The organism is Bacillus sp. T-10(2022), from assembly GCF_056502895.1.
This window is the reverse complement of the sequence record NZ_CP113518.1, coordinates 2,020,079-2,034,001: the sequence shown is the minus strand read 5'-3', so window position 1 is coordinate 2,034,001 and position 13,923 is coordinate 2,020,079. Positions and strand designations below refer to the sequence as shown.

Genomic DNA, 13,923 nt, shown 5'->3' with positions numbered 1-13,923 from the left:
CATTTTTAAATTTACAAGTTTTTATTTTTTTTCGATATACGGTTTAGTCGAGCAAGAGATTGCCGAAATAATTGGTGAATAAGCACCGACAGCTAAAGGAAGACCTAGAAAGATATATCGAGTTAATGGTGAATTGGAGACTAAAACGGAATAGACCGATTAAAAACCCAGAACACTCAATTCCTAAGTGGAATTCTCACATCTCACCTTTTAAATTAGATTAGGAACATAATGCTCCTTTTTTTGTTCAAATGGTAATCGGAAGTTTTATGTGTTGCATGTTTTCAAATAAAAAAACGCCTATTTTGGCGTTTTAGCAGTAGTTCATCAAGGAATTAATTCATTGCCATTTATTTTTTATCTTCTGACCTTCCTCAAAAGACAAAGATTTTTTATCTATCATTTTCAATGAATTACTCTTTAAATCCAATTCATAAGTATTTAATACCCAAGGTAAATCTTCCATATTGTAATAACTCATTGTTTCTAACTCATTTTTCTCATTGAACCTTGGCGGTAAAGTATAGGACAAAGCACTCTTTACTGATACTATTTTTTCATTATCAACATAATACAGATAGCCCGCCTTTGTGTTACAGTCTAATTGATTTGAAACCACCACGATATCAGGATAAGATTTTGATATTATCGGAAACACAGTTCTTTGGGTTTGGTTATAAGGATAATCCTTTAATATGATGGATGTCGTTTTTATTTCTTTTTCACCTTGTTTTTGAATTAGAAAACTATAATTACCTATAAATACTTCATCGCCTGTGCTGCAAAGGTAATAGTCTGTTTTAGTTTCTTTAGGAGCAAAAAAATAAACATCATAACTAATCCCTTTAGTATCTTTAACTTTTAACAAAACTCTACTTTTTTCAGAAACATTAATTTCTGTTGCATAAGAGTAAGTTTGAAGGTGTAAATAAGTAAAAAGAAATACTGCTATAAAAAATACTCTTGTTAACTTCATTAGGTTCACTCCTATTAAAATAACTATTGCTGTATTTTCAATGCATTTTAGTCCCCAAAAATGAATTACGAAGTGTCGATATCGCAGCCCTCCTTTAATTTAATATTTGGAGACTTGAGAATTCTATACTGCTTTTCACGCGCATCTCAACTACCCTGCTAAATAGGCTGACAATTCCCTTATTCAGTCTAAATTGGCCATGCCAAAAAACCCTCCTAAACTCTTTTGGAAGGGTGTTTCTCTGTAACACAAAACCGTTATTTGGCCAAATCCAGGAACGACTTTTCTCATTTTCTTAACACTATATCCACTGAAGGAGTTTCTTGCTACGGAAGCGAGCGACTCTTTGTCCGACGTTCCTGGTAACTTTCTACGATTAACTAAATTGATTTAACCAATTTCAAAGATAATCACGGCTGATTTTTTTCCTATCGATTGGATCACTTATATTCTTCTTCAATAATTTATTCTCCCGTTACTTTATCTAAAAATAAATTAATAGTCATTCTACCTTAACCTTAATTTGATCAATGGCATTATACCCATAACCTTTTTTATTCCAAAAAGGAAAATTCGGTTGAATTTGACCAAATGAATCTGTTGCTCTGGATTTAATCGTGTACTCACCTTTTTCTAATATATTCCACTCGTATGACCAACTAACCCATCCATAACCAATATTCTGATGAGGTAATATATCGGCGTTTCTCCATGTATAGCCACCATCAAGACTAATTTCCATCTTTGTAATTACTCCTTTTCCTGTCCATGCAATTCCTTTTATTGCATGCTTACCAGTATTTATAATTTCCATATCCAGCGGTTTTTGGATAGTCGAATTGATATTTATTGTAGTAACTGGGTATGCGCCTTCATTATTGTATTTATTTGGATAATACACATAATCATTTGTTTGAAACGGCCCATTGAATGTAGAATTAATAACACTTATCTGCTTTATCCACTTAACAGATGCCATTGCATACCACTGCGGAACGATTAACCTCAATGGATAACCATGTTTAAAAGGAATTGGCTGGTTATTATATTCATATGCAATAATGGTATCTGGATGCAGTGCTTTCTCGATAGGCAAACTCCTGGTATAGGTATAAATCTCATCTAGATCTTTCCTATTTCCATAATCATAACCCTCCACGACAACTTCTTTTGCCCCTTCCCCTATTCCAGATAATTCAAGTATTGTCTGTAATGGTACACCTTTCCACCTACCTTGGCTAATAGCTCCCTTTCCCCATTGTTCTCCAAATATTTTAGGTTCGAAGAGATTACGCTTGTCACCCGAGCATTCCAGGACAACTTCCAAAGTTTTTGATGGGTATTGAAGAATGTCTTGCATGGACAGTAGCAAAGGGGCGGATACTAACCCATTTATAGGGAGCCAATAGTTTGAATAGGAAAGAGTCGGATAAGAAAAGTGGTTCCTTCTATAAAATAATTGGTTTTCCATGCTATCATTATTGATGAAATGAATCGGTGTCTCCTGATTTTCCGGCTGCAAACTTCGTGTCAATAAATAGGGTTTCACTTTATGTGGATTTGTCATAATTTCCTCCTAATTAAAATGAATCATTATATATGTATACGTTCAGTACAGCCAAATTAGGTTATTGGTATATTTTCAACTTCAAATATTTCACCAAGCGAGCTTTATGCCGGCTTAAACTGGCCCGCCTCTCGAAAAAACTTATTGTAAGTATATTTTTCATTTGAAATAATTATAATTGGACTAGCTGGCTATTCGGGACAGAACAACAGTGATGAGAGGCTGCCTATCATATTTTAAGAAGGAGTGTTTCTAATGGATAGTGCTATACAAACTTCTTTTGAAAATTTACTTTCTCAAGATAAGGACTTACAATACGAAGCCTACAATCATATCCTTGCTTCTTCCAAAGAAGAGGTGGCCTGGGCTTTGATGTATGGAACCAATTGAAGGAGGATTTAACTCATTCTGATAACCACCGAAGATCAAGGGCTGCACAATTTCTTTGCAGTTTGGCGAAAAGTGATCCTGAAAAAAGAATGCTAACGGATTTCCCATTGGTTTGGGAAGTGGCAAAAGATAAAAAATTCGTCACCGCAAGGCATAGCCTACAATCTATATGGAAAATAGGTCTAGCTGGCGCTGAGCAAAAAGAAATGGTAATAAAAAGTCTTGTTGATCGGTATTTAAATTGCGTTCATGAAAAAAACTACACGTTAATTCGTTTTGATATTATTCAAGGACTTAGGAACTTATTTAATGAAATAAAAGATGAAGAAATAAAGCAAATCGCACTGAATTTAGTTGAAAAAGAAGAGGATGCAAAATATCAAAAGAAGTATGCAAATGTATGGAAAAATATGTAGAAACGCCAACGTTGTATCATTATAAAAAGGAGAATACATATCAGGCGTTTATAATATGTATTCTCTTCTTGTTAAACAAAGCTCCATTTCGTGGAATTCATAACCTTTAGGATATTAATCCAATTGCATTTTTTAGAACTTTCGGTGCCTTTTTAATTCCTTCTGTTCCAATAAAACTGCTCGCACTCGCTATTAATATACTTGAAGAAATGAATTTGACCACATAAAAAATTCCTGATCCAATAATTAGATCTAGGATTAAAAACCTTTTAATTGTTGAGCCTTTTACTATATAAATAACGATTTGGTCGTTTTTCTTCATACTCAGAATTGTCACACCCTTATCTTTTTATAAAGGGTATGACAAAGAGGGGTTGTCATATTCTTCTGCACCATGTCTTTCCTTTATAATAAAACTGATTTCCGTCAACTGGAACTGAATGTGTTTCAAGAGGTAACCCTCTTCTTCTAAAACATATAGATTCACTTAAATTTTACCAAAATTATGTTTTTAGCTGAATACATATGAGTAACTCTCATACCCTTGTATGATACTTTCCCAAAAGAAAGAGCACCCAATGAATGGATGCTCCAAGGAAATGGGTTCTAACCCTTAATGGTGTTAGCAATTGTTTCTTGTTTTTACTGCAATCACAACATCATTTTTTATCCTCTTTTTTCTTGCTGTTATTTTTATCTTCTTTTTTCTTGCTGCCATTTTTATCTTCTTTATTCTTGCTGCCATTTTTATCTTCTTTATTCTTGCTGCCATTTTTATCTTCTTTTTTCTTGCTGCCATTTTTATCTTTACTCTTACAACATTTATTATCCTCTTCATTACTGCATTTCTCTAGTTTAAAACTATATTCCAATTTAAAACAGCATTTTTCTTCTTTAGACTTATGGTCTTTCTTACTATTATTTTTATCTTTATTACTATAATATTTATCTTTCTTACTATTATATTTTTCCTCTTTTTCTTGTCCCATGTAATTCACCTCCATATCATGCTTTGTTTTATATTATGGAAATTATTAAATTGTGCTTGTGCTTGTCCCCAAAATAATTAAATTACACATTTAATACACAGTGAAAAAGCACCCAGACAATGAGTGCCTTTCAATGATTTATAAAAACATACAGAAGATGTTTAGGCACACACTTATTTTACTAATAACATAAAAAACCGCCTACCCATGGATAGACGGTCACGTAATATTCTTGGAATGATGGATGGAATGAATGGTACGCTTATAAAAATCTTAATTATAATAACCTCAAAAATACAGGAGAATGTATTAGAGATGTTTAATAAACTTACAACACTCATTAGGATGCATACTTTATTTTTCCCATTGTTAGGAAACCTCCATTACATATGAGGAGGTGTTTTTGATTAAACTTAATCTCCTGTTTGGGATATTTGATCGACAATTTGACTCAAAGCTTCATTTATTGGTGTAGAAGAGTGACCAAGTAATTTTTCTAAATCGTTGCTCTCAATCTCTAATCCACCATTTCGAATACCTTTTTGCGTATTTACAAGCATAGGGAGGTAGGCTTCTGGTACCCCTGCACCTTTCATCATGTTCGCATAAGCAATATCATCGATATGCTGTAGAGGTACTTCTTTCCCTAATACATCTCCAAGGGCAGATGTTAATTCCTCTTGAGTCATTGGCTTACCGGAAAGTTCGTAAACTGTATTTTCATGTCCTTCTCCGGTCAATACATTTGATGCTGCCTCCGCTAAATCTTGTCGAAGTACCCAGCCTGCTTTTCCTGTTCCTGCTGATGTTATCCAAGGTGCTCCTGCCATCACGCCTTGTATGCTTCCGATTTCATTTTCCAAATACCAATTGTTCCTTAAAAACGAGTATGGAATACCTGTTTTCAAAATAGCTTCTTCTCTAGCTTGATGTAGTGGAGCGAGGAAAAATTTGCTTTGACTTGCATTTGTTACACTAGTATAAGCAATAAATTTAACTTGAGCATGTTGAGCAGCAATTAAGGCATTCGTATGCTGTCTCATAATTGTTTCATGATCCCCAAACGTAGATATTATTAAAAGCCGATCAATTCCTGAAAAAGCAGCATCTAATGTTTCTGGTTTATCAAAGTCTCCGTGTCGAACTTCTACTCCGCGAGCTCGTAATCCTTCTGCTTTCTCTGGATTTCGTACACTAACAGCTAATTGACTCGCTGGTACAGTTTTTAATAACGTTTCTACAACCTTTGTCCCTAATTTCCCTGTTGCACCTGTAACTAATATTTTCATCGTTTTTCCTCCGATTTTAATTTTTTCGTATTAGAGGGCGACAATAGAATCTAAATAATTTCTCCATCAATAACCCTTAATAATTGTGTATTGATCATCTTAGTAAAATAATTTTTAATGAGTTTATTTATATAGCCCCCTTCATTTTCCAGAGATATACGTGAACTTGTTGAATTATTAAGTACAGGTATATACTATATCCACGGTCACAATAATAAAAGTAGGCATTTTTTTATGACATAGTCACAAAAATAGGACCATTATGAGAGAGAGGGGAAAATACAATCAATGGCTCGATTTAATTTCCAAGGAGAACCGCCTCCTGAAGAACAAGGAGAAGTATGCTCTTTGACACTTACTCAAAATGTAATTTCTGGAAGATGGAAAATTGTTATTTTATGGTATATAAGTCGACAAACAAGAAGATTTAACGAACTTCAAAGGTTGTTACCGGGCATTTCAAAAGGAATATTGACAAGACAACTGAGAGAATTGGAAGAGGACGGAATGGTTCACAGAGAGGTGTATAAAGAAGTTCCTCCTAAAGTAGAATACTCGCTAACACCACAAGGGAAAAGCTTTATCCCAGTACTGGACATTATGGGGGATTGGGGTAAAAAATATATGAAAAAAAAACAAAGTGAACAAAAAAACTACTCCATTGAAGATAATAAAAAAGGGCTATAGTATTTAGCTTGAATTATACCCGGATAAGAGACACACATGAACAAGTGTCCCTTTTCCGAAATTTTTTATGCTTCAAAAGATGTAATGAGTATGAGGGGATTTTAAATTAAGATGCTTTTCAGTGGACCCTACCCTATAATTATTCTGATAATCTACTACATAAAAAGACAAAAATTTATATTTGGAATATTAACAAACTCGTCATGCCTTTACATGAAGGAACAATTTTCTTTTTTAATAAGTTCCAGCTGATTTCAGCAATCCGCTCCCTTTCCGCCGACTGTCTGCCAAACGTATGTGGGGTATCGGCTAGCCAGTTGTTCGGCAGGAGTTTCTCAAATTTCTTCAATCTAGTGAGGGTTTCATTCGTTTAATCCAATATAAGAACATGAACGATAATCAATTTTTCTTTTATAATCCTGGTTCGGGGTGGGAGGATTCCGAACCTCCTTTTGTTGTCAACCTGAAAGCACCCTTTAGGTGTTTTTTTTCATTTTTCCACTTCCCTCTAACAGCTCCATTCGATATCCCGATTCATCCCTATCAATTAAAAGAGAATCAGAAATGAAAAAAATTTGCCTATTAACAGCTTCTTGGTACTAATCTCTTTTTCTCCTAATAAACTTAATAAACTAACTATTTAGGAGGGGTGCAATGTTTAATCAAAAACTGGATAGTAATAGTCCACTTATATGTAAAATTAATGACATCACTTACCATAAATACAAACTATATAAGAAGTCATATGAGCGGGAAGTATTCGTCATAAAAGATTACGGTGAAAACCGCGGTGTTACCAATAAAAGTATTGCGTTATTCGAAGCAGTTAAAGATCATTTTGATCGTTTTAAAATCGCAAAAATTGTTAAAGAAATTAATAAAGATAATAATTTGCTTGATAGCGATCTCATCCTTATAGACAAAAAAGGAAATGAGCTGCACCTATCAGGTTGTAGTTGCGGGTATGCTGGCACAGGTTCGCATGGAACTGTTGAAATTTTGAATAAGGCTGGATTCGAGATAGATAGAAGGTTTGTATTTTGTTCAAAAGGATTCACTCTTTTTCATCCAATTGAAGAAAAAGAACTTTATGGTGAACGTTTATAAATTATATACACTCACTACCTCAACTTATGCAGTTTTGCAGCCGGTAAAGAGGACACGGTAGTATGCTAATTACAAGAAAAAAGTGAAATGATACATGGATTATGCAAGATAGAATATGGAAATCTATGAAATGCAGTCAGCCAATCGGCTCCCTTTCATTATTTAATAAATAAAGCCTTAGTAACTGATAAATCAGTAATACCAAGGCTTTAAAGCTATTAATACATTGACATTAATTTAAAATCGGGATATATCTCCGAAAAAAAGCAATTTATCGACGAAAAGCAGGATATATCTCCGAAAACAGCAATATATCTTCGAAAAGCAGGATATATCTCCGAAAAAAAGCAATTTATCGACGAAAGACGAAAATCGAGGTATATCTGTATTCGGATAATTTTTGCCATAAGAAAAGTCCATGCGACCAGGATTTGCCGCATGGACTGGTTTGTATAATTGCTTAATACACGGAAAAAGTTTCCGCATGAAGTCTCCTTAAGGATTCCCATGGTTCCAAACAGTTATGAACTAATTTCACTGCGAGACCCTATTACTGCAGAAGCTGTTATTCCTCAAGCATGCCCTTCACTCGCTTTACTTTGTCTTCCATCTTGCGTTCTTTATCACGACGGTCATCGATTCGGATATTCGTACAGACTCTAGCAAGACCTTTTTCAAAAGGTACTTCGTGCATCGCTTGGATCACTTCAAACAATTTAGGCAGGTCGCCTTCAATGATTGTATTCATGGGTGTCAGTTGAAAACGGATTTCTCCCTTATCTTCATATTGCTTTAATACTTTTTGAATATCTGCCACATAGCTGCTAACACTTGGAGTTTGTGTACCGACAGGAATAACCGTTACATCAACAATTGCCATTTTTATTCACCAATCCTTTTTATGTATTAATCAAGAAGCTTACTGACATCCATCCTACATAGACGGATGTTTTTTACTATTATAACTCAAACTTCGCACCTGGGAAATTTGATATAGCTTTGCAGCGTGGAATTCGAAAATCAAAGCACTTCTACTGGCAAGAAAATTCGGTCAATTAAAAAAGAATTATTGATTTTTGACACTTGACCTGCTGACTAGGTCATCAGCTGCTTTTTTTATACATCCCTTATATACGTACGAGTAGAATTGGTATTTCCAGTAAACAAATCCACCTCTATTAAAATAGAGGTGGATTTGTTTTAGATCGATTTATTATGCCTTATCTTTTCATTTAAATAATCCTTATAGACTAAAACAGCAACAACAATAAAACTTAGACTAACAAACCTGAAGATCATCTCTAAACTGATCCATTCAGCTAAAATACCTAATACAAATGCGCTAACTCCAACACCTACGTCGAAACTGGAAAAAAAGGTTGCGTTGGCTGCTCCTCTTTTTTCTTCACTTACCTTTTGAACAGTCCATGTTTGTAAACATGGCATAACAGTTCCATAACCTGCCCCAAAGAAAATCGCCGCAATGATAAGTTGAGAATCATTTGTCGTATACGACAGGATAACAAGTGAAAAAAATCCTAACACAGCTGACATAATGATAATAGACCAAGGTCCTTTTTTGTCATACCATTTTCCGGTAAACGGACGTAGTAAAGTTGAGACAGTTGCATTGATAAGGAAGAATAGAAAAATATGATCTACTTCCCTTTGTTTTCCAAAAAGAACCAAAAATGTAATGATAGCCCCAAAACCAAGTGTTGTAATAACTGTAAGTAATGCTGGGAACCATACGTCTTTTTCAAAAATCATATCCAAAAAGCGAAATGGCTTCTTCTCACGCTTTACAGTGGTAGGTGAATATACAAATTGAAGCGCAATTACTGCCAATAGGCTCAGTACAACTGATGACCAAATTAAAATATCGAAGGAAAAAGAGTCATAGATAAGGATACCTATACTTGGTGCAACGATAGCCCCGACTGTTGTAGATATAGAAAAATACCCTATTCCTTCTCCTAATCTTGTCTTTGGAATTAAATCAACTACTATTGTACTATTAGCTGTGGTCGATACTCCCCACGCTGCACCATGGAAAATTCGTAACAATAGAAGAAGCCATATAATATTAAGAAATGGATACAGCATTGTTATAATCATTAAGGCTGCACTTGCACAAATGGCTAGACTTTTCCTCTGGTTATCAATTAAATAGTAACCTACAAAAGGCCTGATTAAAACAGCACCTATCGTAAATAATGATGTTACTAGACCAACCTGAATGGAAGATGCATTCATGCTTAACAAATAGGCAGGCAAAATAGGAAGCAACATTTCAAACCCAATAAAAACTAAAAAGTTGCTTATAAATAAAAAAAGAAATGATTTATTAAAGATTCTTTGATTTTTCATATAATTATTCCTCGCTTCTAAATTATTTTCTAAGTTAGAAGCGTTTGGAACACCGAAACGTTTTTCAATTGTCTAAGGTTTTTAGTCAATTGACTCACCCTCTCTAAACCCTTTAAAAAATTATCAAACAATCATATCAGAACCTCCACTTATAAACAAGCTAATTTTTAAACAGCTTTATTAAAAATTAAATGACTTTATAGTAATTGGAGCAACTTTATTGTCATCCTACAGGAATTAACATCACAGTTTTTGCCATTGTATATTTATTCCAATAAAAAAACATCCTCGACAGGATGCTTTAAAATTACTAGGCTATAGAATCAGTTCAAAAACAATAATCAGAATAAAATTAAGCAGCTAAGTATATACGTTTATAATATGACTCCCGCAAAGCTTCCTCTTAATACTTGTTCCTCATTCTGATTTGCGCATAGGAAAGTTGCCAATATAGATATTCTACCATTATCTTTCTTTTCAAACTTTTCGATCGTTACTTCACATATTATTGTATCTCCTGTAAAAACTGGTTTAACAAACTCAAAATTCATAGTACGAGCCAGTACATTGTTTTCTCCACCAACTTTTGTTGGTAAACAAGCAGTCAACAACCCTTGAATAACAAGTCTCCCCTGTTCATCGGGAGTAATATGGTGATTCCCCTCATCCCAGGATACTTTTGTGAACAATTCAACATCCTCTTTAGTGAAAGTCCGTTCAAATTTAATAATATCCCCTACGTTTAAAGACAACTTTATACCCCCTTGTATTTTTATCCTAATTTAATCGTGTAGACTTAAACGATTGTCGTCATTATATTACTTGAAGTTTTTCAGGATAGATAGCCGTGGTAACGTCTAATGTGCAAATTCTCCCCATTAAAAATGCTGTAATGTTTAGATTTTATTGTAAAAGAATCAGTCTTAATTTATCCCTTCTCATTTTAAATGTGACATATATTCAAATGCCGTTATTCCATATACGCTTTTAAAATGTTTATTTAAATGGGTTAAATCAACAAAACCACAATCAGCAACAGCTGAATAAATATCTCCGTTTTTTTCTATTAGCTGCTTTGCACGTTCTATCTTGCAGTTAAGAAAGTATTGGTATGGTGAAATTCCAGTATGGGCCTTGAATAATCTGATAAACTGGAATTTAGATAAATTAAGCTCTTTACATATCTCGTCAAGTTTAAGTACATTGTCTAAATTGGTATGAAACATATCCTTTGCTTTTCTAATTGAAGCGTTATCTTTCTTACAGTCTGTAGAAAGATTAGTTTGAATAAGGCTATCTGCGAGGGATAAGAGTAATTCACTGCACAAAGCCTCATCTTTATCACTTAAAATAGCATTAGAAAGATTTAATATTCTTTGTTCAATTCTATAATCATACACAATGGGAGTTGAAAATCGTACTAAATCCTTTTTCTCAATAACCTCTAAAAGCAATTGTGGCTCAATATATAGCATAACATAATCAAGACCTGCCTCATCATGTGCCATTCCGTCATGTGCCTGTTCTGGATTAAAAAGCATAACACCATTTTGATATGACAATTGTAAACTTCCATCCAAGTTATAATGTTGAATACCACGCAATGTTACACCTATAGCATATTCCTTGTGAGAGTGCTTTTTATACGTAAAATCAGTTATACTGGCTGACAACGCCGTAATACCTGCAGATTTTTTATAGATAAATTTGTCCAATTAATTCACCCCTTATCTACAACCAAATCATTATAGCAGAACAAGCTAAAGATAATGCCATCACGGCATTAACAAACTTTTCATGCTTCTGTAAAAACTCCTTGAAGAGCTTACCGAAAAGAACCCATGTAATAAAAGCTAAAAATCCTACAATAGTTATAGAAACAACACTTATTGTCACTGCAGGCATTGCAGTATAGTGTGGCATAATAAAGCTGGGAATTACAGTCATTGTAAATAGAACCACCTTAGGATTTAAAAACTGCATAAGGAAGCCTGACATAAAAGTGGCAGTTTGGTTTACAGTTGGTTTTGATGTATCCATTTTGTAAATTTGATAAGCGAGATAGAACATATAAAAGCTTCCGATTATCTGCATTACAATTAAAATTTTGGGGATTATCGTTACTAGCATAGTATTCAACATAGCAGAAATAACAAGTAATAAACCAAAAGCAATAGTTGCTCCATACGTATATTCCATTGCCTTCTTTGTCCCCATATTATGCACTGTGGATAATATCACGATATTAGTAGGTCCTGGTGTAAAAGTTACAATAAAACAGTAAATTAAAAAAGATGTAATATTCATGAGGAAAACTCCTTTCAAGTAACCCATATATTACATCTTAAAATCAATTGGTATATAGTATATTATTGCAGGTTTATTAGGGTACCTCAAAGACCTCACAGAAAACAGCTTTAACCCTTTATCTTGCCTTTTGTAATATGGGAGTACATAAAGGTTTATTTCAAAAAGAACATCAAAGGATAGTTTACAGTTTTTGAAAGTAAGTAAATATGTCTCGAATGATCGCTCAAATTCTAAGTTACATAATCAACCGTTTTGATATATGCTTAGAAAACGTATAATCCTCTGATACTGCCCTCTATAAAAACTTACCATTACTATATGAGTAAAAAGTTATTTGGAGTAATATGATTTTTTCTTCTGTCAATTAAAGCAATACAGTGAGCCAATCGTTCTACCCCTAGTTTAATTTGACTCTCGTTCACTTGAGAGATGCATAATCGAACGAGATTTTCCTTTTTATATTCTGCTAAAAACATCCTTGAGGCATCATCAACATATATATGCTGCTCGTTTAGCATATGAACCACCTGTTTTGCTTTCACATTCTCGGGCAAACTGATGGAAAGATAGAATCCTGAATTCGGTTTAGAAAAAGAAGTATTAGCCGGCAGCAATAATTCACATGCTTCTTGAAGGATTTGCATTTTAGTTCGGTATACCTCTTTTACTTTTTTGAGATGACTATTAAACATACCGCTTTTTAAGTAGATTTCTAGCGCACCTTGAGAAAGTGCTGAACTGTTAAAATCCGAACTGAATTTATATCGCAAGAAATTGTTAATCATTAATGCAGGAAGAACGACAGTCCCAATCCTTAACCCGGGGAGAAAAATTTTCGAAAGGCTTTTAATATAAATCACTCTCCCAGAAGGATCAAAAGAAAATAAAGGATCTGATTTTGGATTTGGATCAAGGTCTCCTAAAATATCATCCTCCACTATATATACATCGTATTTTTCAGCTAACTCAACGATTTTTTTCTTTTCGCCATTCGTGTAACTATGTCCAAGTGGATTGTGAAATCTCGGGATAATATAGAAAAATTTTATATCATTATTTCGAAAAATGTATTCCAGTCGATCCAGATCAATCCCTTCCATTGATAATTCAATCCCAAAAGTAGTAGCTTGATGCAGATTGATCGACTCAATGAATCCAAAATAAGTAGGCTGTTCAATTAGAATATTGTTTTTCCCATTTGGAAATGGCATAGAAACTAATAAATGGAGGGCTTGCTGCGAGCCAGAAACAACCACTAATCTCTCCGGTTGAGTGAATACCTGTAAATTTTGCAAATATTTCACCAACTGCACTCGCAGTTGGTAAAGCCCTTGTTGATCAGAGTATGTAAAAAGCTCTTCCTTATAATGGTCAATTGCTTGATTCATACAATGTTGAAATTCCACATAAGGCATAACATTTTTATCTGGACCGGCAGACAAAAAATCAATCACCCCATTTTCTTCCGCCGCTTTTTGATAATCATTCACAACATAGTAGCCGCTTTTAGGAACAGAATAAATTAAATGCTCTTTTTCAAGTTCGTCGTATGCTTTAATGACCGTATTCTTGCTGCATGAAAAATACTCAGATAACTGACGAACAGAAGGAAGTTTACTGCCTGCATTTAGCGAACCACCTGCTAGTCGAAGCTTAATTTCTTCCATTATCTTAATATATTTTGAGTTCATCAATTAATCCTCCTTAAACTGTACCAGGTCAGATGGGTAAAAAATGGGTTTATTTTTATTGTATGTACTCATAGTATGTTAATTATAGCAAAACTGTTTTTTATGATAAATAAACAATGGTACAGATGTGA

Annotated in this window: 12 protein-coding genes and 1 pseudogene; 3 read left to right on the top strand and 10 right to left on the bottom strand. The window is 34.0% G+C overall.

What is annotated here, in order from left to right:
- Positions 1–340 precede the first annotated feature (340 nt).
- Together OSJ91_RS10015 and OSJ91_RS10010 are read right to left on the bottom strand one after the other, a co-directional pair.
- Complete coding sequence (locus tag OSJ91_RS10015) at positions 341–976, bottom strand: hypothetical protein (protein ID WP_350302098.1); 636 nt, start codon at positions 974–976, stop codon at positions 341–343.
- 502 nt (positions 977–1,478) lie between these two features.
- Positions 1,479–2,543, bottom strand: coding sequence for a sulfite oxidase (locus tag OSJ91_RS10010; RefSeq protein WP_350302097.1), 1,065 nt, complete (start codon positions 2,541–2,543; stop codon positions 1,479–1,481).
- Positions 2,544–2,798: 255 nt separating this feature from the next.
- Here OSJ91_RS10010 and OSJ91_RS10005 point away from each other — a divergent pair.
- Positions 2,799–3,349: pseudogene (locus OSJ91_RS10005) on the top strand (hypothetical protein).
- Between the two features lie 659 nt (positions 3,350–4,008).
- On the opposite strand, the gene OSJ91_RS10000 reads toward OSJ91_RS10005, so the two are convergent.
- Both OSJ91_RS10000 and OSJ91_RS09995 read right to left on the bottom strand, forming a co-directional pair.
- Positions 4,009–4,338 (bottom strand): hypothetical protein, encoded by a 330-nt coding sequence (locus tag OSJ91_RS10000; protein WP_485891461.1) that lies wholly within the window; start codon positions 4,336–4,338, stop codon positions 4,009–4,011.
- Positions 4,339–4,751: 413 nt separating this feature from the next.
- Positions 4,752–5,627, bottom strand: a complete 876-nt coding sequence (locus tag OSJ91_RS09995; RefSeq protein WP_485891460.1) for an SDR family oxidoreductase — start codon at positions 5,625–5,627, stop codon at positions 4,752–4,754.
- A gap of 288 nt (positions 5,628–5,915) precedes the next feature.
- Here OSJ91_RS09995 and OSJ91_RS09990 point away from each other — a divergent pair, with 288 nt between their 5' ends.
- On the top strand, positions 5,916–6,314 hold the full coding sequence (locus OSJ91_RS09990) for a winged helix-turn-helix transcriptional regulator (protein ID WP_485891459.1): 399 nt from the start codon (positions 5,916–5,918) through the stop codon (positions 6,312–6,314).
- A gap of 654 nt (positions 6,315–6,968) precedes the next feature.
- Positions 6,969–7,421, top strand: a complete 453-nt coding sequence (locus OSJ91_RS09985; RefSeq protein ID WP_413016767.1) for a hypothetical protein — start codon at positions 6,969–6,971, stop codon at positions 7,419–7,421.
- A 565-nt stretch (positions 7,422–7,986) separates the two neighbouring features.
- Here OSJ91_RS09985 and OSJ91_RS09980 read toward each other — a convergent pair.
- From OSJ91_RS09980 to OSJ91_RS09955, 6 genes are all read right to left on the bottom strand, one after another.
- The gene (locus OSJ91_RS09980; RefSeq protein ID WP_485891458.1) at positions 7,987–8,301 is read right to left on the bottom strand and encodes an MTH1187 family thiamine-binding protein; all 315 of its coding nucleotides are present in this window, start codon (positions 8,299–8,301) and stop codon (positions 7,987–7,989) included.
- Positions 8,302–8,621: 320 nt separating this feature from the next.
- Positions 8,622–9,791 carry an MFS transporter gene (locus OSJ91_RS09975; protein ID WP_485891457.1) on the bottom strand — a complete coding sequence of 390 codons (1,170 nt, stop codon included), beginning with the start codon at positions 9,789–9,791 and terminating at the stop codon, positions 8,622–8,624.
- A gap of 374 nt (positions 9,792–10,165) precedes the next feature.
- Complete coding sequence (locus OSJ91_RS09970; RefSeq protein WP_485891456.1) at positions 10,166–10,543, bottom strand: FAS1-like dehydratase domain-containing protein; 378 nt, start codon at positions 10,541–10,543, stop codon at positions 10,166–10,168.
- A gap of 186 nt (positions 10,544–10,729) precedes the next feature.
- Complete coding sequence (locus OSJ91_RS09965; RefSeq protein WP_350302089.1) at positions 10,730–11,506, bottom strand: AraC family transcriptional regulator; 777 nt, start codon at positions 11,504–11,506, stop codon at positions 10,730–10,732.
- Positions 11,507–11,522: 16 nt separating this feature from the next.
- Positions 11,523–12,098: a LysE family translocator gene (locus OSJ91_RS09960; protein ID WP_485891455.1), complete on the bottom strand. Its 576-nt coding sequence runs from the start codon at positions 12,096–12,098 to the stop codon at positions 11,523–11,525.
- Between the two features lie 317 nt (positions 12,099–12,415).
- Entirely contained in the window at positions 12,416–13,792 is a 1,377-nt protein-coding gene (locus OSJ91_RS09955) for an aminotransferase-like domain-containing protein (RefSeq protein ID WP_485891454.1), read from the bottom strand.
- Positions 13,793–13,923: the final 131 nt, after the last annotated feature.